General features: G+C 46.9%; 21 protein-coding genes. 12 read left to right on the forward strand and 9 right to left on the reverse strand.

Translation table 11 applies throughout. The features are described 5' to 3' along the window. The first annotated feature begins 2 nt into the window (after positions 1 to 2). The 8 genes from BUA34_RS09500 (at position 3) to argH (ending at position 7,331) form a co-directional block, all read left to right on the forward strand. On the forward strand, positions 3 to 1,094 hold the full coding sequence (locus tag BUA34_RS09500; protein ID WP_072828769.1) for a methyltransferase: 1,092 nt from the start codon (positions 3 to 5) through the stop codon (positions 1,092 to 1,094). A gap of 1 nt (position 1,095) precedes the next feature. Further along, positions 1,096 to 1,770, forward strand: coding sequence for a beta-ketoacyl synthase chain length factor (locus BUA34_RS09505; RefSeq protein WP_072828772.1), 675 nt, complete (start codon positions 1,096 to 1,098; stop codon positions 1,768 to 1,770). Positions 1,771 to 1,919: 149 nt separating this feature from the next. After that, positions 1,920 to 2,546, forward strand: coding sequence for a lysophospholipid acyltransferase family protein (locus BUA34_RS09510; RefSeq protein WP_254794412.1), 627 nt, complete (start codon positions 1,920 to 1,922; stop codon positions 2,544 to 2,546). A 211-nt stretch (positions 2,547 to 2,757) separates the two neighbouring features. Further along, the gene (locus tag BUA34_RS09515; RefSeq protein ID WP_072828778.1) at positions 2,758 to 3,777 is read left to right on the forward strand and encodes a hypothetical protein; all 1,020 of its coding nucleotides are present in this window, start codon (positions 2,758 to 2,760) and stop codon (positions 3,775 to 3,777) included. A gap of 15 nt (positions 3,778 to 3,792) precedes the next feature. Beyond that, positions 3,793 to 4,368: a hypothetical protein gene (locus BUA34_RS15765; RefSeq protein WP_139255921.1), complete on the forward strand. Its 576-nt coding sequence runs from the start codon at positions 3,793 to 3,795 to the stop codon at positions 4,366 to 4,368. A 12-nt stretch (positions 4,369 to 4,380) separates the two neighbouring features. Beyond that, entirely contained in the window at positions 4,381 to 5,379 is a 999-nt protein-coding gene (locus BUA34_RS09525; protein WP_139255922.1) for a hypothetical protein, read from the forward strand. 177 nt (positions 5,380 to 5,556) lie between these two features. Beyond that, positions 5,557 to 5,862 carry a hypothetical protein gene (locus BUA34_RS09530; RefSeq protein ID WP_072828784.1) on the forward strand — a complete coding sequence of 102 codons (306 nt, stop codon included), beginning with the start codon at positions 5,557 to 5,559 and terminating at the stop codon, positions 5,860 to 5,862. A 65-nt stretch (positions 5,863 to 5,927) separates the two neighbouring features. Then, entirely contained in the window at positions 5,928 to 7,331 is a 1,404-nt protein-coding gene (gene argH, locus BUA34_RS09535) for an argininosuccinate lyase (RefSeq protein ID WP_072828787.1), read from the forward strand. Positions 7,332 to 7,565: 234 nt separating this feature from the next. On the opposite strand, the gene BUA34_RS09540 is transcribed toward argH, so the two are convergent. The 9 genes from BUA34_RS09540 to nirJ2 all read right to left on the reverse strand — a co-directional run bounded on the left by BUA34_RS09540 (position 7,566) and on the right by nirJ2 (position 16,071). Beyond that, on the reverse strand, positions 7,566 to 8,759 hold the full coding sequence (locus tag BUA34_RS09540) for an FISUMP domain-containing protein (protein WP_254794413.1): 1,194 nt from the start codon (positions 8,757 to 8,759) through the stop codon (positions 7,566 to 7,568). A gap of 83 nt (positions 8,760 to 8,842) precedes the next feature. Continuing rightward, entirely contained in the window at positions 8,843 to 9,508 is a 666-nt protein-coding gene (locus tag BUA34_RS09545) for a hypothetical protein (RefSeq protein ID WP_072828793.1), read from the reverse strand. Then, positions 9,508 to 10,176 (reverse strand): OmpA/MotB family protein, encoded by a 669-nt coding sequence (locus BUA34_RS09550; protein ID WP_072828796.1) that lies wholly within the window; start codon positions 10,174 to 10,176, stop codon positions 9,508 to 9,510. Before BUA34_RS09550 ends, BUA34_RS09545 begins: the two co-directional genes overlap by 1 nt. A gap of 2 nt (positions 10,177 to 10,178) precedes the next feature. Further along, positions 10,179 to 12,044, reverse strand: coding sequence for a fimbrial protein (locus BUA34_RS09555; protein ID WP_072828798.1), 1,866 nt, complete (start codon positions 12,042 to 12,044; stop codon positions 10,179 to 10,181). 7 nt (positions 12,045 to 12,051) lie between these two features. Beyond that, the gene (locus BUA34_RS09560) at positions 12,052 to 12,969 is read right to left on the reverse strand and encodes a hypothetical protein (RefSeq protein WP_072828799.1); all 918 of its coding nucleotides are present in this window, start codon (positions 12,967 to 12,969) and stop codon (positions 12,052 to 12,054) included. A 9-nt stretch (positions 12,970 to 12,978) separates the two neighbouring features. Continuing rightward, a complete protein-coding gene (locus tag BUA34_RS09565) occupies positions 12,979 to 13,695 on the reverse strand; it encodes a right-handed parallel beta-helix repeat-containing protein (protein ID WP_254794414.1) in 717 nt (238 codons plus the stop codon). Beyond that, the gene (locus BUA34_RS09570; protein ID WP_072828800.1) at positions 13,692 to 14,531 is read right to left on the reverse strand and encodes a hypothetical protein; all 840 of its coding nucleotides are present in this window, start codon (positions 14,529 to 14,531) and stop codon (positions 13,692 to 13,694) included. Before BUA34_RS09570 ends, BUA34_RS09565 begins: the two co-directional genes overlap by 4 nt. Before the next feature lie 23 nt (positions 14,532 to 14,554). Then, positions 14,555 to 15,076: a tRNA adenosine(34) deaminase TadA gene (gene tadA / locus BUA34_RS09575; RefSeq protein WP_072828801.1), complete on the reverse strand. Its 522-nt coding sequence runs from the start codon at positions 15,074 to 15,076 to the stop codon at positions 14,555 to 14,557. Positions 15,077 to 15,078: 2 nt separating this feature from the next. Continuing rightward, positions 15,079 to 16,071: a putative heme d1 biosynthesis radical SAM protein NirJ2 gene (gene nirJ2 / locus BUA34_RS09580; protein ID WP_072828803.1), complete on the reverse strand. Its 993-nt coding sequence runs from the start codon at positions 16,069 to 16,071 to the stop codon at positions 15,079 to 15,081. Positions 16,072 to 16,262: 191 nt separating this feature from the next. Here nirJ2 and fabF point away from each other — a divergent pair, with 191 nt between their 5' ends. The 4 genes from fabF (at position 16,263) to BUA34_RS16180 (ending at position 20,619) form a co-directional block, all read left to right on the forward strand. After that, positions 16,263 to 17,513, forward strand: coding sequence for a beta-ketoacyl-ACP synthase II (fabF, locus tag BUA34_RS09585; RefSeq protein ID WP_072828805.1), 1,251 nt, complete (start codon positions 16,263 to 16,265; stop codon positions 17,511 to 17,513). Positions 17,514 to 17,607: 94 nt separating this feature from the next. Further along, entirely contained in the window at positions 17,608 to 19,329 is a 1,722-nt protein-coding gene (locus BUA34_RS09590) for a GGDEF domain-containing protein (protein ID WP_072828807.1), read from the forward strand. 88 nt (positions 19,330 to 19,417) lie between these two features. After that, positions 19,418 to 20,332: an alpha/beta hydrolase gene (locus BUA34_RS09595; protein ID WP_072828810.1), complete on the forward strand. Its 915-nt coding sequence runs from the start codon at positions 19,418 to 19,420 to the stop codon at positions 20,330 to 20,332. A 155-nt stretch (positions 20,333 to 20,487) separates the two neighbouring features. Continuing rightward, positions 20,488 to 20,619 carry a hypothetical protein gene (locus BUA34_RS16180; RefSeq protein ID WP_256375023.1) on the forward strand — a complete coding sequence of 44 codons (132 nt, stop codon included), beginning with the start codon at positions 20,488 to 20,490 and terminating at the stop codon, positions 20,617 to 20,619.

Genomic DNA, 20,619 nt, shown 5'->3' on the forward strand with positions numbered 1-20,619 from the left:
ACATGTTCGATTTTTATAAAAACGATACTATCGACGCCGTAAACGCCAAGTTCGAAGCGCAAAAAATTGCTTTTGCCCCCCTTAGTTTCCAGGCTGCCCGCGCTCTTAGGAACATGGGCATTTTAGACGAAATTAGCAATGCCCGCAAAAAAGGAATCACCATCTCGGAATTGTCCCAAAAGCTTGGAATATCGCTTTATGGCATTGGTGTGCTGGTCGAGATGGGGCTTGGCATGGGTGCCATTAAAATCCACAAGGATTCTAGCGAAGACGATTTACGTCTCACGCTTGGTAAAATCGGTTTTTTCCTCATGAAAGACGAAATGACTCAAGTGAATATGGACTTTTCAGAAGACATCTGCTACCGTGGTGCAGAGAATCTCGAAGAATCCATCCGCACAGGGAAACCTGCTGGACTTCCGCACTTGGGACCATGGAAAACAGTGTACGAAGGTCTTTCACAGCTCACCGAACAGCAAAAAAAGAGTTGGTTTGGCTTTGATCACTTTTACTCCGATTTAGCTTTCCCCGAAGCTCTCCCAATCGTTTTCGAAAATCCCGTAAAACGTCTTTTCGACATTGGTGGAAACACAGCAAAATGGGCAATCGCCTGTTGCAAATACAATGATGATGTTAAAGTGTCTATCATCGATTTGCCGGGACAAACCGCAGTTGCCGAAAAGAACGCCGCAGCAGCCGGTTTTGCCGACCGCATAGACACTATTTCGTGTAACGTTTTAGATGATTCGACTGCGTTTCCGCAAGGAGCTGACGCCGTCTGGATGAGCCAGTTCTTGGACTGTTTTTCGCTTGAACAAGTCACGAAAATCTTGACGAAAATCCACAAAGCCGCAACACCGGATACAGACATTTATGTTCTGGAACCACTTTGGGACAAGCAACGTTTTGAAGCAGCCGCCTACTCTCTGCAAGCCACATCGCTTTACTTCACCTGCATCGCCAACGGTAACAGCAAAATGTACCGCTATGCAGAACTCAAGCACGCCATTGAAATTGCGGGATTCGAACTGAAAGAAGCGCACCACAATGTAGGCCCCAACGCCTATTCCCTCCTCCGTTTCCGCAAAAAGTAACATGGCCAAAGTCTTTATCGAAAGAGTTGCAAGTTTTATTCCGACCGAAGCGCAACCTAAGCCAGACGTTTCTTTTGTCCCGATGCTTACGCGCCGGCGCTTAAGTTCTATTTCACGAATGGTCGTTCTTGTCAGTGATCAGGTTTCGCGCGATTCTCGCGGCAACAAGCTTGAACCATGCAAAGTGACGTTCGCATCGCAATTTGGCGAAATCAACCAGCAACTCAAAATTTCGCAAGCGCTCATCGATACGGGCATGGTTTCGCCTGCACATTTCAGCCTTTCTGTATTTAACGCTTCAATTGCAAATGCAACAATTCTAGAATCCAATACTGCAGGCTATTCTGCTGTATTCTCCGGAAAAGATGCGTTTACTACAGGTCTTGCAGATTGCATTGCGGCACTCGAAAACGAGTCCTGCGATACGCGCACATTTATATTTGCAGATGAACTTATTCCCGAAGTTTACGCCCCCGTAGCCGGAGTCCCGTATCCAAACGCGGTTTGCGCAATTGCTTTAAGGCTTACTACGGAAGAATCTAAGGCGGATCCAGCGTTGAAAAATGTAGACGTTACAAGCCAACTGGCATACCTTAAAATGCTACACAATAACTTCGATACGGCCGCAGAGCAAGCAATCGCATTTCTCTGCGCCATTAATATGCAACGGTCGTAACGCAAATGGCAAAAATACGCTACATCATACGAGTTATCGCAAAGCTGTTTTGTTTTGCGTTTTTCGGATTCAGTAGCCTGATTCTTGCGATTTTTTTGTTCCCAGTTATGCACTTGCTTTCGGGGTTTTCGGGAAAGAAATTCAAAAAAATGGCGAGGAAATTCAACCATCGTTATTTTAAAATTTTCGTCAAAATTTCAATAATTCTAGGCATCGTTCACCTCACCATAGAAAACAAAGAAGCGCTCAAAAACATCCAATCGAAAGTCGTGATTGCAAACCATCCTTCCATTTTTGACGTGGTCATACTCTTTTCGTTAGTTCCGAACGCAGACTGCATTGTAAAAGGTGAACTCATTCAAAATAAATTTATTTCTCTTGTTATAAAGAATCTCTACATTCCAAATAACATTCCTTTTGATGAGCAATTGGAACAAGCAAAGAAATCGATGGACGAAGGCAATAACCTTATTATATTCCCCGAAGGGACTCGTTCTAAGCCGAATGAATCCTGGGAATTCAAGAAAGGCGCTGCACGATTTGCACTTTATTCCAAAAATGATGTTATTCCAATTTTCTTTGGCGGCAACGAGAAAATTGGACTCCGTAAACACGATAAATTATTGCAATTTCATCCAACAGAAAAGTATTTGTACAAATTGAAAGTTCTTGCGCCAATTTCTATAAATGAATATGCAGACATGCCAATGACCAAAAGTGCGACCAAATTGACGCATAAAATGAAAGAAATTTTGGAAAAAGAACTCGAAAATTGACTTTTTTATCTTCAAAATACGCATTTTAGCGTGTTTTTTTGCCCGCTTATCAACAATTAGTCCGTTTACTGCAAAAAAAACTTTTCTTTTTACCTTATAATTACTAGATTATGTCTAAATAAGGACTCTTTTTTACTTAAAAATTGCATATTCATGACTTTTATGAAAATGCAAAAATAAGTGGAAAACGAGCAAACAAAAGGATATGAATATGAATTGCGTCAAGAAGCTTTTAGCAGCAACACTTGCTCTTGCAGCCTCCATTTATGCAGCAGAGCGCGTTTATTTGGCTCCGTTCAGCATGGTGGGCTTGAATGAAGATTTTGGCATCGCCGCCGAAAAACTCATGAATGCATATATTGATGACAATGGTCGCTATGTTTTGGTCAACTACACCGAAGAAGATTCTGTGAAAGCTGGCGACCGCGAATCCGCCAACAAGATTGCAAAAGATAAGAATTGCACCAAGTTCATCTTGGCTGAATTCACCCGACTTGGCGAAAACGTCATTACGGCGTTCAAACTCTACGATGTGAATAACGAATCTCCGGTTTGGAGCGACCGACTCAAGGCCAAGAACCCCGATGATTTCGACCCGATTATCCAGCGTGTGGCCAAAAATATCGGTACAAAGCGCAAAGCAACTAACGATGACGATATCTACACGGTCACCGAACAAGAAACCAAGAATCCGAAAAAGAAGGGCGTAACTTCTTATTGGGGCGGTAAGATTGTGGGCTCTCTCCCGCTTAATCCGTCCGAAGCAAAAATGGATGCTGGACTTGGTGCATTTGTCTTGTACGATGCAAAGGATCTCCTCTTCGGTTTTGACTGGTCTATGAGCAACTTGGGCGATAATGATGACAGAACAACACTTATCGACTTGACCCTTTCTGCCTTCTATGCATTCAATACATCGAATATTTCTCCGTTTGCAGGCGGCGGTCTCTCTTACAGTATGCGTATGAACAACAATGATGATCGCTATATTAATGGTCATTACGTTGATGACTCCGAAGCAAATGGTATTTCTATGCAGATCGGTGGTGGTGTCTTGTTCAACCGCGCAAGCCGAGTCATGTTCATCACTCAAGTCAACTACTTTATCGACTTCTTTGAAACTCCGTTCATCGAATTCAAAACAGACGACAAAGGCAATACCAACGTCATCGAAAAGAAGCACTATATGAACGGCTTCAAGTTCAGCCTGGGCCTTGCCATCGGTTTCTAACGTTGGATTCTTAAAATGAAGACCAGAGTATTACCCATTTTGCTGCTAACATCCATGTCACTAAACCTGACTGGATGTTTCTCTGGGCGCACTAACATCGTTGCAACCCAATACGCATCAAGGCCCTATGACATTTACCTCAATGGTTATTTGGTCTGCAAGATGGGAAACGACGACGATTGTTCGTTCCAGACTCGAGGAACTAGAGCTGGCGGCATACTGGAAGCTTACTTGGACGGACAGAGAGTCGGTTCAATTGAAGTCCATCGTAGCATGTCTTTTGCTACTCTTTTGTGGGCCCTTCCGACTTATACCTTATCACTTTGGCTTTACCAAGCCTATCCGGATGAAATAGAAATTCCTATCGACACCTATGTGCTGAGACAGGATTACAAAGGCAATTCTACCGAATCCGTAAGCGTCTGGGATCGTCCGTACAATACAACGAAAAAGGCCCAAAAGAAAGTAAAGCAGGAAGAAACTATTCCGGCTGATGTCGAGGAACCTAAAGCGGTGCGCGGCGAAAATGCCGAACCGACCGAAGAACCTTCGTACGAAGAAGCCGCTCCTGCTAAAAGCGTTTGGGACTAATGAGGTACCGACATGATGAACAGGCTTAAAATACTTTTTATAGTGGCTCTTGCATTTACTGCATTGACTTACGCCACTGAGCGAGTTTATTTGGCTCCGTTCAGCACTGTCGGTATTGATAAAGACCTCGGTATTACAACCGAAAAGCTCATGCACGCTTACATTGATGAGAATGGGCGCTATGTTTTGGTCAATTACGCTGAAGACGACTCCGTGAAAGTTGGAGACTACGAATCAATCAACAAAGTTGCGATTCAAAAGAACTGCTCCAAGTTCATCATGGCCGAATTCACGCGTCTTGGCCAAAGCGTTGTCACATCGTTCAAATTGTATGACGTGAATAACGAGAAACCGGTCTGGAGTGACCGCCTCAAAGCGGCTAATCCAGACGATTTCGACCCAATCATCGAACGCGTTGCCAGAAACATCGGTTCCAAGCGACTCGCCACAGACGATGACGATATTTACACAGTCACTGAACAGGAAACAATAAAGCCTCGCAAAAAAGGCATTTCGGGCTATTTCGGTTTGAATATCATTGGAGATCTTGAGCTTACCCCCAATACGAATATGCTTGCAGGGATTGGCTTGTTTGCGCTCTTTGATGCAAAAAAAATCTTTTTCGGTTTAGACTTCACCTTGACCAACATGGGTGACGAACTCAACAAGCCTACATTCTACGATTTTTCGCTTTCTGTCTATTATCCGTTCGGTTCATCAAACAACACTCCGTTTGTCGGCGGTGGACTTTCTTACAGCTGGCATATTACATTCGATGACAACGACGAACTCCCCTACACTGCAGAAGAGCTAAGTACGAACGGACTTACCGGATTTGTGGGCGGTGGTATATTGCTTAATCGAGCTAGCAGTGTCGCATTCCTCTTGCAAGCCAAGTACTTCATCGACTTTTTCAACACACCTTATGTTGAAGAAACATCTTCAAAGAAGTACAAGAAAACGAATAAACACATCCAAGGCTTAAAATTCAGCATTGGAATTGGATTCTAATTTTTATCATTGTCCGTGAAAATTCAGTTTGAGTTTCACGGCTTTTTTTTGAGGTACGAGTTGACTAAAATTTATGCAATTTGCGCAGCTGCATTTCTGTTCTGCTCATGCTCATCTTATCAAAAATTTCAAACAGAAGCCGACCAACACCAACCCTATAATTGCACGGGTTTGCACATGGAACAAGCAAATTGGTATTTTGTCGATGAATTCAAGCAGGCTGTTACCGCCACAGGCCGCTGCAGCCGCGGTATGAAACACGGGTTCTTTGAATTTTTTGTTGATGGGTACGAAGTCGCCCGTACTAAATACACGCGAGACCTAGAAGTTGAAACGCTTTGTTTTGCGATTGGAGAAAAACGCACAGAAGACTTGAAAACATGCATGAAAGAAAATGCTCGAAAGACAAAAAAGGCGGACGTCTCTCGCGAAAAACAGAAACCCGTACACAAGAGTTCTTGGGATAAGAGCCCCTGGGACTAAAAAATTTTTTATCTTTTGCCGTGAAATTCCTGCCGATTTTCACGGCTTTTTAATTGAGGTTTATAATGGCTAAGAAGAAAGATACCCAGACTAACATGTGGACCGGTCGTTTTGCTAGCGGCATGGCCCAGAGCATGGTCGATTTAAGTTTCAGTTTGCAGTTTGATGCAGAACTCATCGAAGAAGATATCGAAGGGAGCATCGGACATGGCAAGGGTCTTGTTGAATCTGGAGTTCTTTCGAAGGCTGATTATAAGAAGATTTGCGACGGCCTCAAGAGCATTCTCGACGACTACCACGCCGGTAAGGACCTCTGGTGCGATAGCGACGAAGACATCCACATGGCCGTGGAACGCGTACTCACCGAACGCATCGGCGCACTCGGCAAGAAAATCCACACGGGCCGTAGCCGCAATGACCAGGTCTGCACGGACTTTAAGCTTTACATGCGTCACCGCGCTGCCGAAATCCGCGCTCTCGAAGTGGAACTCATGGAAACGGTCTTGGACCTTGCAAAGAAGTACTTTGGCAAGATGATGCCGGGTTACACGCACTTGCAGCAGGCTCAGCCGATTTACTTTAGCCATTACCTCATGAGCATGTTCTTTGCCGTGAGCCGTGACGTGAAGCGTCTCGATAACTTCTTGGAATTGCATAGCCAGCTCCCGCTCGGCAGTGGCGCTATGGCCGGTTCTGCATTCCCCTACCACCGTGCTCTCGTGGCCGAAGCTCTCGGATTCAAGGACGTGAGCCCGAACAGCATTGACGCCGTGAGCCATCGCGACATGATGCTCGAATTCGAAGCCGACCTCGCCATCATCGCGAACACGATGAGCCGTTACGCCGAAGACTTTGTGAACTGGAGCTCTTGCGAATTTGGATTCCTCACATTGCACGATGCATTCTCCAGCGGTTCTTCGATGATGCCGCAGAAGAAGAACCCGGACTCCATGGAACTTATCCGCGGAAAATCTGGCCGCATGCTCGGCAATTTCACTTCGCTTTACACACTCGTGAAGGGCGCTCCGCTCAGCTACAGCCGCGACTTGCAAGAAGACAAGGAACCGGTCTTTGACAGCGTTCACAATGTGAAGGTGATTCTCCGCGTGATGAAGGAAGCTTTGGAAACGGCTCGTTTCAACTTCGAAACGATGCACGCCAAGATGCTCCCAGCTCTCCTTGCAACAGACCTTGCTGACTTGCTCGTGGAAGCAGGCGTTCCATTCCGCGACGCCCACCACATCGTGGGAAGCCTCGTCGGCGATGCAGCACGCCAGGGCAAGCAGTTCACGGAACTTTCTGACGAGGCTTGGGCCGCCGCAGGCGTCCCGGACGTCGCCAAGATGAAGAAGACGCTTACGTTCGAATACAGCGTAAGCAAGCGTAACATTGAAGGCGGTACGGGCCCGAAGTCCGTGAAGCAGCAATTCACGAAAGCCGCCGCGATTCTGAAGAAACTTAAGAAGTAACTGGATGGGGCTAGCCAAAAATTGACTGGATTCCATATAGGAACTGTGTAAGGCGACCCCGTCCCCATTCGCGGATCATGACCACATAAGAGCTAAAGCTCTAAGTGGTCAAAGAGCACAGAGGCCGGGGTGACAGCTATACAAGAATTGACTAGGCCCTTCGCGTTGCTCAGGGTGACAATGCAAAAAAGAGACCGTAGAGGCCTCTTTTTTTGTTATTCAAGTGAATAATTATTAGTCTTTTACGCAGCGGACAGAGAATTCATTCTTTGCATTGCGCTTGACTTGAGACGGTTGATCTTGATAGTAATTGATCCACAATGCTGAAGCATCGTCCCCCACCTTTGCGTCAATCCAAAAATATGCGCTCATTTTCAAATCAAAGTAATCGCCATTTTCTTTACCGCCAGCAGCCTTGGCATCAAAGCCCCAGAAATTAAGTCCTGTCGATGTATTGCTAGTCCAACCTGTCTTAGAACGTAAATTTCTGCTAGACGAATCGTAATTCAGCAAAACAGTGATATCACTAGACGTGGGTAAATGCCAGCCTTCCGGACAAACCTTTTGCGCCGTTTCAAATGAATAGAGACGACCAAATTCTTTGCAATTATCCTTGTCATCATTATAGCAATGGCTCCCCTCTGCTTCAAAATTGAGGTTGTCAGCCATCCATTCTAAGCCCTCAATTTTTACGGTTCTATATGTTACGTCTTTGTATTTTAAAGTACCGTAATTATGAGGAATTTTTTCGATATAGGATGAATCTAAAGAACCAGAGACCTTAACACTTCCATCTTTTGCTACGCAACGAACGGAGAGGCCGTGATCCTTGTAAAAATAACCTTCTTGGAGCAAATCGTTATCATTGCGCAAATTCCATCCATAGGCCGTTCCATCATCCTTGTTGTTTGAACTCCAGAAGAAAGCATTTTTCCCTTTGCTCATAAAAGTCTCACCATCATTGTTTCGGCGACCAGCGGCAAGCGCATTAAAGCCAAAACGATTTGTTGGAGAAGCAACATCTTCATCCCAGCCTTCAAGAGACTTCAAACTTGTTCCAACGCCTTCGCTACCATTGTGAACGTCGATATACGAAAGTAATTGATTCCAATTTTGAGAAGTCGGGAGTTCCCAGCCAACGGGGCACGCTTCTCGAGCGGCTTTCCAGGAATACAGACGGCCAAGCTTTTCACATTCTTTTTTGTCGTTTTCCAAACACCAGGAATTTCCCTTAAGTGCTTCAGTGATGCTGCTATCGGCATAACGAAGATTTTCAGTCATCCAATACATGCCACCCAAATATGCAACACCATACTCGTTGCCATCACGGGAATCGACTAGCTTACCATCTTTTATTTCGCTTGATTCATACCCCGTGTACAACACTTTATCTTCACTCGAACAGCCCACAAAGGCGCTTACGGACATAAGCGCCCCTAAAAGAAAAAACTTATTAGAATTGGAAACCATAGTTAATCCTTTGTAAACAACTAACTATGAATTAATCTACATTATTTTTTTTCTTGCGGTACTAAGCGATCCACGATTCTAAACAAATCGTTGTAAATTTCGAGGAAGTCTTCGATCCAAATCGGGTCGTGTTCACCAACGATGTGGAACGTTTCTTCGAGCGTATGGAGCGAGTTGTAAAGACCTACGGTCGAGCCAGCTGGCTGAACGTATCCGCCACTGTACACAGACGATGCGACAATGCGGGCGCGGTAACTGCGGCGGAGTCGAGCAATCAAGGCACTGCGGAGCGCCAAAAGTTCATCGTGAGCAACGAGGAATTCGCCTTTCTGGATCCAGCCATCGACAACGTTCAAACGACGATTGATGGAATCACGTTCCGTAGACGGCACGAGCATTTTCTTTGCATCAAGCGTCGAACGAATGCGTTTAACAATATTGTTCAGCAGATTCGCATTCCAGAAAATCATCGGCGGGCGTGCATCACCCGTGTTTGTCACAAGGGCTGGCTCATGAGCTTTGATCCAGCGTTCCAGTTTTTCGGCCACAAGTTTCGCTTCTGGGTAGCGATCCACAGCCATGTATTCTTGCGCACGTGTGCAAAGCGTATCCGCATAAACCATCCGCCAATGCGAAAGCTTGCCAGTCTTGCGAATGGCATCGATGCTAGCCTTGATTTCGGACAGTTTTTCGGTGAGCTCTTCCATTAGCGAGTCACCTCGACTTTAGCGGTTTCTTTTTCGATGTTGTTCGACTGGAGCGGCGTTACACCGATTTCTACGCGGCGGTTCAAACGACGGTGTTCTTCGCTATCGTTCGGGTACTTCGGGCGGTGTTCGCCGAAGCCTGCGGCAAAGAGCCTGTCAGGCGGGAAGCCCATTTTCACGAGCATCTTGACCACGTTCACAGCGCGTTCTGTAGAAAGGTTCCAGTTCGTATAAGATGTCGAACCGCTAAACGGAATGTCGTCGGTAAAGCCACTCACCATGATGACGTCAGTAGAATCAAGCGCTTCCAAAAGACCCTTGCTGATGCCTCGAATCACGCCCTCGCCTTCCTTGGTGAGATTTGCACCGTTAATCGGGAAAAGGAAACTCGCCTGAATTTGGATCTTACCGTCTTCAAGACCAATGAGGCCCGCTTCGATGGAAGTCTGCAAGCTCTTGGACAAAAGCGCATTGCGTTCAGCCGCAATTTTACGCATCTGTTCCTGGCAGCTGAGCACTTCTTCTTCGGTACGCGTCAGGTCTTCCGCTTTTTGTTCCTTGAGGGTCGCCATGGCCACAAACGCAAGGATAAAGAGCGAAACGAGGGCAACGCCCAAGTCCGTGTACGCCATCCATGGATTGCTATTTTCGTCTCTATTGCGACGCATGATTAACCTTCAGCTTTAGGTTGAGCAGGGATTGCAGAACGCTGTGTCTGTTCGAGAACTTCGAGCAAGATTTCCTGAGTCTTGACCGCATTTTCCATGAGCACTTCGCTGGCGCGTTCGTGGAAGGCTTCAAGAGACTGGTTGAGGTGTTCGACAAAGTTGTCTTCTTCTTCGTGTTCAGCCGTATCGCCGGAGAGCTTTTCGAGAATCGTTTCGAGACCGCTACGCAACATTTCGAGGTTGGCGCTGAGTTCGGACTGGTTCACGCGCATAAGTTCTGCGGTTTCCACGATGTTTCCGCCAAGAGCATCCGTGGCTTCTTTTTCCTTGACCACGCGGTTGTCGATACTTTCGGTGAGAGCCTTTTGCGCTTCCAAAAGAACGCTGGAGGTTTCGGAAAGTTTCTGGAATGCACCGAGAATGTCGGAAGAAAGGGCTCCGAGCTTTTCGGAGACGTTCTGGGAGAGTTCTGCAGAACCGGCTTGAGCTTTTTCGGCAACTTGAAGAGCAACGCTCTTGAGCGTTTCGAGGCCTTCGCGCTGGGAATCCACGTTGGCAGTCGTTTCAGATTCGAGACGCTGCATAAAGTTCGTCCACTGTTCGCTGGACTGCTTGACCTGTTCGGCAACAGAATCACCAATGCTCTTAGAAGCTTCGTCCATAGCATCCTTGGTAAGGTATGCCACATCCATCGTGCCTTTCGCCACATCCTGAAGACCGGCCTTGACATCAGATGCAACGCCATCGAGCCCCGCCTTAACATCGGAAGCCACGCTTTCGAGCGAAGTTTTCACGCCAGAAGAAATACCATCGAGGCCAACATTCAAAGCGTTAGAAATGCCATTGAGTTTTTCGTCTAGCTTAGAAGGAATCGATTCGACAGAAGCAGAAAGAGCACCGATATTTTCATTAATCGGCTTGAAGGCATCCGTTACAGAAGCACCGACAAGTTCACCAAACTTCTGGGCAGATTCATTCATGTTAGCAACAGACTGAGCCAAGGAATTATTGACAGTCTTGATAGAAGAAGTCATTTCAGAAGAAACCTTCTGGACGGAATCCACGACATCTTGGTTGAGTTTCGATGTCATGGCAGAGAGTTCTTCGCCCACCATAGAAACAACACCAGCCAAACCATCCTTTACAGAAGATGCTATCACGGACAAGTTCTTTTCCACAGAATCAAAGAGGCGTTCAAGTTCACTCTTGTCTTCTTCGATAGCGCCCTTTTCGCTCACAGAATCCTGCATATCAAGCGTAAAGGCATCGAGATGAGCCATAAATTCATCGCGCTTGGAGCTGAGCACTGTGCGGCTTGCACTCAGAATCAAGGCGGCAAACAAGCCACAAAGGCTCGTACCAAAAATGCCCTTCATGTTCTGGAAAAGCACCTGGATAGTATCAAGTGTTCCCTGAGTCGTAGAATTGTCAATGGCACCACCGGCTGTTGCCACAGACTGCATAAGACCGAAGAACGTACCCATAAGGCCGAGGAGAATAACCGTCGAACCTACGCTGCGGTTGAGCGGAATCGAAGAACCGGACGTAAGCACTTCAAAAGCAATCGGAGAATCCAAGCGGATATTCTTTTGCAAGAGGCGCTTTGCCATTTCAATGCGCTTGCCGACTACACCACTATCCAATTCAGGATAAACGTTTTCGCTTTCACAAGCATCAATAATATCGTTTTCAGCAATAATCTGCTTCATCTTGCGGATTGCAGAAAGCTGTTCGACCAGGTAAACAGCCATAATGGCGATCATGATTATCCAACCGAATGCAGGTGCGCCAAAGTAAAGAGCACCTACGATAAGGGTTGCAAAACCCACCACCGTTAAAACAAGAATCGTATTGAATGCATTTTTCATTTTTTACCTACACATTCTGCGCTTGATAAGGAGCGACTGTTTCAAACAAGTTTAACTGACCGCGAGAGAACCCGCGAAGGAAAAGGGACCACTTACTTTGGTACCATTCAATAATTTGCGTTGTAAGGCCTTGCGCGTAATCGCAAAAGTCATCCGTGAATGCCAAAAAGCAATTTTCGTACGCGTAATGCGGGTTCCAAAAACGCCCCACATTCCTTGCACAAGACATCGCGGACGAATAATAGCGCACCGGACCTTTTGAGGAAAATGCCGCCGCAAAACGCTTTTTTGCAAGAGAGTTCAACGATGTACGTAGCGAAACGACCATCGCGTTTTCTTTTTCACGAAGCGAAGCCTCTAGGCACGGCAAAAGCTTGGACACCGGATCTACAGCGCTTTCGGAAAGCCAATACTTGCAAAGTTTTTCTTGCAACTGCATCACGCGGCCATGCATACGCACGAACAGCGGTTCTGCATCGCTTACAAGCAAGTGAATCGTTGCCGAGTAAAAGTTGTTGATGTCCTGCTTGTTGTTCTTGACTGTTAAAGCCCAACCCTTTTCTTCGTCATGCACCAGGAAATCGCCGCCCTCGAGCAGGAGGCGTAAAACTTCGTCAGTCGAGAATCGCTGGATCCACTTGGCGCGGAACTCGCTATAAAGCTTTTCGCAATCCTTGAAAATTTGCGGGAATCCGGACTCACAAAGTTTCCAGGCGGATTCGCTGAACGAAATCAGTTCGGAACTGCCGACATTGGCGTTCGGGTTGTTGAGCATGGCATCGAGATGTTCAAAGAGCGCGATAGACCACGTGACCATCATGGACTGAGAAAGCGTCGCAACGATAGCCGAGCGATTCGGACGAACGGCCAAGCGAACGCTTGCCCCAGTCATCTTACGTATGGCTCTACGAAAAGCTTCTTCCACGACTACCCCTTAAAAACGCGACTCGATATTATGCCACACATTGCGGCGTACTCGCTTTTTGCTCAACTTCAAGTCTGCGGCTTCACTGCGAATATCAGATTCCTGATTGTTACGGATCAAGTCCGTATCGCCATCGAGTTTTCCACCAGATTCGAGATAAAGTCCATAAACGTTTTCAGAGACATTGGTGCCATTCGAAACGACTCGACCGGCCCTCACGGAAATCGCATAGCGGTTGTGTGCGAAAGTGCAATGTACTAAAGTGACATCGGGGCTTTCATCGACCCACAAACCATAATAGTTATTGAAAAAACTTACGTTTTCAAGCGTACCACGAGAACGGAAAATAGTATTGCGGAACGCGTTTTCGACAGTCAGATTCTTGATTTCAAAAGGACGCGCACTAGACATGATGTGAAAACCATTCCAGTTCGCAACGGAATCCGCACCGCTAAAAACAACAGGCTTGTCATTCGTACCCGCAATTTTAATCGTCCCCTGAATCATGAGTTTTGCAAACTCACCCATAAGAACGGTCACACCCGGTTCAATGACTAAAGAATCTTTTTCGCCGACAACCACGCCCTGTTCGAGCACATAAGGACTGTCTTTTTCTTTCAAAAGGACCTTGCCATTTTCAGCAACCGGGAACGGCATGCCCGAAGCAAAGACTGCACTAGCGGCAAGGACTGTTAAAATCGAGGAGCACACAAAGCTACGAATCATTGTTGGTTCCTCAGCGTAATTTTCTGATTGACATTCAAGCTCGGGAGCGTGTCGCCTGCAACGAGGTCACACACATCAAGAACGGCGACAATATTCATTTCTGCAGAAGCAATCGTTCCATGAGTTACATCAAAGAGAACCATTCCATCGCCCACAACGTAGTCGCTACTTTTCAACTGCAAATTCGAGGTTGTATCCGGAAGTTCCAAATACTTCATGCCCATGTGAATTTTCGCCATGCGCACACCGTCTTGCAAATACACATCTTGCAATGTGAATGTCTTGTAGACAGTCGTGGAACTATTACCCTTGCCAAAAATCGGCATTTGGCGTTCCCAGGATTCTCCAAGTTTAACCGGCTTTTCAGGGAGCAACGGTTGAGCCTTGAGGAAAAGCGGAATCAAATTAAGTTCGTCTTCGGAAGGCATGTCCATTGCATTTTCGATGGTCGGATCGGTAATGATACCATCGTGATTGAGCTTGAACTGGAAATTCTGAATGGAAAGGTACTTTTCGATGTTACGGAATTCATCGACGGAGCGTTTGTCGCTTGTGTAATCGACAGAATCAATCTTCATCTCGAAGCGACCAGAACCGTTATCGTAAGACATGAGAAGACTCATTGTACTACGAACACTCACATGCGTACGCATGGATTCGGGAACATTCACAGAATCCCCCGGTAGGCTCGCATTCAACGTAGATTCGAGAACGAACGACTGCGGGGCAACAGTCTGCGTGTTAAAAGCAAGATGTATCTCGTTCCGTTCGCAGGAGCAAAGAGTCAATAAAGCAACAGAGAGCGCCGAAAAAGCGCCAAACTTGATAAAATTCATGCCTTAAATTTAAGTAAAAAATGTTACGGAGTAGGTGGTTTCGCGCCAGTATCACCTTTTTCAAGGCGCATCTGCTGGAAAAAGCCTTTCAGGAGGCCGAGGCATTCATCAGCGAGAACGCCACCCGTAACTTCTACGGCGCGCTTGAGGGCATTGCCGGTAATGACATCAATAGTCGTGCCGCAGCCGCCAAAACGGGAATCCGGAGAACCGTAGACAATGCGGGAAACGCGACTGTTGAGGATAGCTCCTGCGCACATGGGGCACGGTTCAAGCGTCACGTAAAGCGTGCAGCCGTCCAAACGCCAGTTATCGAGCGTGCTTGCAGCCGTGCCAATCGCAATGATTTCGGCATGAGCGGTCGCGTCCTTGAGTTGTTCGACTTGATTGTAGCCCTTCCCTATCACGACTCCGTCTTTTACAATCACGCAACCAATGGGGATTTCCTTCATGTCAAAAGCAATCTGGGCCTGGCGAAGAGCCATACGCATGAAACGAATATCATCAGACGAGAAATTCGCACCGCTGTCGGTTACGTTGTTCATACTTACTTCAACCCTCTTCCGTAAGCGCAGTAGCTATCTTCTTGCATGTAGTCGCCGTCGTGATAGTAAGCGGCACGGGCGCGGCAGCCACCGCAACGGTCATTGAATTTGCACTTGCCACATGCTCCAGCATACGCCTTGGTGCGAAGCTTCTTGAACACGTCGGCATTCGCCCAAATTTCGTCAAAAGGCGTATCGTGAACATCGCCCGCTTCTTCCATCATGTAAGCGCAAGGGCGAACCTTGCCGATCGGGCTTACGATACAGTAGTCAAGGCCCGCAAGGCAACCACGGCTGTAACGAGTCTTGATGTCGAGTTGGTCTGCAATGCGGAGGAACTGCGGAGCGCATGTGGGCTTCACTGGAATTCCAAGCGTGCGGCTCTTTTCCATAATCTTGCGGAGAAGGCCTTCGTATTCGGCAACGCGGAGCGCATGACCTTCGATTTCCTTGCCTCGCCCCACCGGAATAAGGAAGAAAATCTGGTGGTTCACGGCACCAATTTCCTTGACCCAGTCCATGATGTCGAAGATTTCGTTCTGGTTCCAGTCCATGATAGTCGTGTGAATTTGGAACGGGAGGCCCGCCGCCTTGCAGTTTTCAATACCCATCAACGTGAGTTCAAAGGCGTTCGGAAGGCCACGGAAATCGTTATGACGCTTGGGATCAATGCTATCAACGCTTATACCCATGGCCATAGCACCCGCTTCCTTGAGCTTGAACGCGAGGTCGTGCGTGATAAGCGTTCCGTTCGTGCCAAACACAGGGCGGAGTCCACGTTCGCGGGCATGGGCCACAAGTTCCACGATATCCGGGCGGGTCATCGGTTCGCCACCGCTAAAAATCATGATCTTGAATCCGGCCTTGGCTATTTCGTCAATGAGCTTGAGCGCTTCTGAAGTCGTGAGTTCTGCAGACTTGTTTTCACCTGCGTCCTGATAGCAGTGCTTGCACGTCAAGTTACACTTATTCGTTGTCATCCAAGAGACAATCATGCCATAGACCTCATTCAAAATGTTTTTTACGCCTGCAAATATAGAAAAAGCAAATATATCCTATTATACCCCTATATAATTACAATTACCATTCCAAAAAAGCTATCTTAAAACAAAATGATCCGAAAAGGAGATTCCCGCTCAGTGGCGGGAATGACAATGCAAGAATAGGAATTACATTGTAGATTTTTATGAATAGAAGAAGAGTTGTTATTACTGGTATGGGCGCGGTGACCCCCGTAGGCAAGTCCGCCCCCGAACTTTGGGCATCCATCAAGCAAGGCAAGTGCGGCATCGGCCCCATCACATTGTTCGATGCAACGAACTGCCCGGTGAAAATCGCTGCAGAAGTCAAGGATTTTAAGCCCGAAGAACACGGCATCGACCCGAAGGAAGCCCGCCGCATGGCCCGCTTTACACAGTTCCTCGTTGCCGCCGCAAACGAAGCGGTCAAGGATGCTAGCTTAAGCCGCGAAATGCTCGCCGAAGACACCACCGGCATTGTTGCCGGTAACGGTCTTGCCGGTATGGACGTTGTCGAAGAAACATATTGCAAGTATCTCGAAGGCGGTCGCCGTCGCGTCTCGCCGCTCGCCATGCCCGAACTGATTGCAAACGAAGCATGCGCAAACGTATCCATCGCTCTTGGCATCACAGGCTCTGCCTGGACAGTCTGCACCGCCTGTGCCTCCGGCACGGACGCCATCGGCGTTGCCCTTGATGCCGTCCGCTCGGGCAGGCTTGACGTCTGCCTCGCCGGCGGTTCCGAAAGCGCCATCACGGACTACTCCATCAAGAGCTTTGCGGGCATGCACGCCCTCACCGACAAGTTTAACGACGCCCCCGAAAAGGCTTCCCGCCCGTTCGACAAGGACCGCAGCGGTTTTGTCATGGGTGAAGCCGGCGCGATTCTCGTGCTCGAAGAACTCGAACACGCCAAGGCCCGCAGTGCAAAGATTTACGCCGAAGTCGCCGGTTACGGTTCTTCTGCTGACGCTTACCACATCACAAGCCCGCGCCCGGGTGGAGAAACCTGCGCGAAGGCAATGATCAAGGCTATGAAGGATGCGGGTATCGCCCCGACGGATGTGGACTACTACAATGCCCACGGCACCTCGACGCACTTGAACGACCTCACCGAAACACAGATGCTGAAAATTGCGCTCGGCGAACACGCTTACAAAATCAAGGTGTCGAGTACCAAGAGCATGACCGGCCACTGCGTCGGTGCAGCAGGCGTTATCGAAGCGATGATCAGCACACTCGCCATCCGCGATTCGTTCTACCCCGCCACCATCAACCTCGACAACCCGGACGCCGAATGCGACCTCGACTACGTGCCGCACAAGGGCGTTGAAGGGAACATCGACGTTGCTGTATCTGCCTCGCTTGGCTTTGGCGGTCACAACGGCATTGTGGTGATAAAGAAGTATAACGTATAAATTCTTTTACAAAAGGATTTGCAACCGAGAATGGCGGACTTGAGCCGCCATTTTTTTGATTTTGAGCGAAAAGTGAACTATATTTATATAGATTATGCTAGATAGACGTCGAAAGATATTTGCAAGTTTAGTAGCGGTACTGCTGATAGTACTTATTAGCCTTGCTGTTGTTACAGTCCGTCAACAAGGCGTCTACGAACCTGTAACCAAGCTAAACCATGGTTGGACACTCATTTACCATGGTGACACGACTCAAATTCAATCCACCGAAACATACGCAATAACCGATAAAGTCGTCCGAGGGGACTCGCTCATTTTAAGAAGAACTCTTACTAACGAAATCCCCTACAATCCGGTACTTCGTTTTAAGACATACCAGTCTTTTGTTGAAGCGTATCGCGACGGGAATAAAATCTATTCAAACGGTGAAAAAAATTATAAAGAACACAAGCTCGTCGGGAGCGGAATTCATTTTGTCTACTTAGGCATATCTATAGTCGAAGGTAAAACATTAGAGTTAAAGTTTTACTTTTCGGAAGATGACATTTGGAATGTACTCCCCTCATTTGAAGTTCTTCCATCAAACTATGCCTTTGGTGACTTTTATGCACGACATTCTATAGCATTGGTGATTGGCCTTTTCCTAGTGCTATTCGGCATATTGGCTCTGTTCCTCAGCGCCGGAATGATATTCTACAGAATGAAATTTTTCCAAATCATGATGATTGGATTTTTGTCTATATGTCTAGGAATATGGACTCTATGCTTTACAAAAGTATTCCAACTGTTCTCGTATAATTTAGCATTCAACACCAGCCTTGAATACTCGTGCCTTTACATTTCTCCGTTGCCCCTCTATTTGCTTTTGCTCCACATGCGTTACAAGCAGATTGGCAAGATCCTTTGGAGAGGTCTAATCACCGTTGCAAGTATCGGCATACTGATATTTGTAACGACATCCATTCTGAACTACACCGATATCGTACATTTCCCGCAATCATTATGGGTTTTCCACGCATACGTCATTTTATGCGTTGTTTACTTATTTGCAGCAGTAATTTCAAAGAAGAACCTTTTGGATACGCCGACTAAATTTTTGGCAGCAGGCATATTCACTTTCGGAGCATTTTCAATTCTCGAACTCATCCGTTTTAATGTGATGACACTCTTCCGTTTGGAACATACCATGCTCGGAATAACATGGCTCCCGCTCGGCACGCTCTCATTTATAATTCTACTTGTCATGAGTTATATCGTGTATACGTACCGTTTGATGTCAGCCAAAACAGAGAAAGACGTCTTGAAGGAAATTGCTTATAGAGATTCGCTGACAGGGATTTACAACCGCGCCAAATGCCAGCAAATCTTTGATATTTTAGATTCGTCTACAGCGGATTTTGCAATAGTGAGTATCGACATGAACGGCCTTAAACTTGTCAATGACCGTTACGGTCACCACGAAGGCGACCAACTGATTAAGGCTTTCGCGATGTCATTCCACGATGCTTTTGCTGAAATCGGAACAAGCATCCGCATGGGTGGCGATGAATTTTTAGCCATCATACGCGTAGAACATATTGATGAAGTCGAAGTCGCTTTAGCAAAGATGAAGGTATTCCAAGAACGGAATAGCAAAAAATTGCTTACGCCTCTAGAAGCCGCCTATGGTGTAGCCTACAGGCATGAATTTTCGAACAGCACAAATACCAATTCCGAAAATACGGAACTTGCCGATTCAGAAAAAGTGTATCAACTCGCAGATGAGCGCATGTACGCCATGAAGTCTGTGATGAAATCGACACTCGTAAGAAAATGAAAAAATTTTACTTGACATACTCTTGAGGGAATAGGTATATTGGCATGCCGACTGTTGTGCAAAAGCAACAACAAGTTGTCATTCCCGTATGAAAAAAGTAAAGAAACTCCTGCCCTGCATATTACTTACGCTCGTTGCTATCGCCACTTTGGCCTATGCCTATAGCAATATCGATAATTGCACAATGCCAGAAACACAAGGTGAGATTTCTTTCGGTATTCCGAAACAAGTAAAATTCAAGCGTCCGGTAAAGGAATACCAAATCAAGAGCATGCGCGTTCTCGAAATGGCGGCATCCGATGACACCAAGCCCGTAATCCTATACCTCCACGGCGGTGGTTACAGGCAAGGCTTTCAACTTTTCCATTGGAAAATGCTAGCCGAACTATCAAAAGCAACTGGTTGCGGCTTGGTGATGCCCGACTACCCTCTTTTGCCGAACCATACCGCGTTAGAAGCTCACACGCTTGTGCTGGAACTCTACCGCGAATTGACAAAGCGCATTCCTGCAAGCCGCATCATTATCATGGGCGACAGCGCCGGCGGCGGATTTTCACTCGCGCTTTCTGAAGAAATCAACGAACAATCGCTCCCCTTGCCCCTGCATATCGTCTTGATTTCTCCCTGGGTCGATATCACAGGCGGTGATAAATCTATTGAAGAATATGACAACTGGCTTCATATCGACGAACTTCATCAATTTGGTCTATCTTGGGCAGACGGCATGGATGCGCACAATCCGATGGTTTCGCCGCTTTACGGCAACATGCAAGGGCTCCCGCCCACCGATATTTTCGTAGGAACCTGGGAAGTATTCTATCCCGACATCGTAAAATGCAACGAAAAACTCAAGGCTGAAGGCGTAAACGTCACCCTCCATGTCGGTGAAGAACTAGGGCACGTATACCCGCTCTACCCGGCGCCAGAAGGCGAACAAGCCCGCAGAACTATTGCAGAAATCGTCAACCGCAGCGCCGAAGAAACGCAATTGGTTTTGAGATAAATAATGAGCCAGACATAGCTCCATTCCCTCCATATTTATAGGAAAAAGCGCGGAACGGACGCATTTGTGGATAAAAATTTATATCTTTCTTTTGAGCATGTTCCCGTTTGTCGGCAGTTGTGCCAGACCGGGGCTATACCGCAAAGGAGCGATGTATGTTCGAAAAGCTTGTTAAATCATGGGTGAAGTTTTCTATCTGCAGTGCAGTTTTGTTTTTCCTTTACCACCTTTTCATTACGCAAAAGCTAGAAGAAGAAGCCTCCACTAACTCCAAGGAACAGGAGTAA

This window comes from Fibrobacter sp. UWB12 (assembly GCF_900142485.1).
Lineage (GTDB): Bacteria > Fibrobacterota > Fibrobacteria > Fibrobacterales > Fibrobacteraceae > Fibrobacter.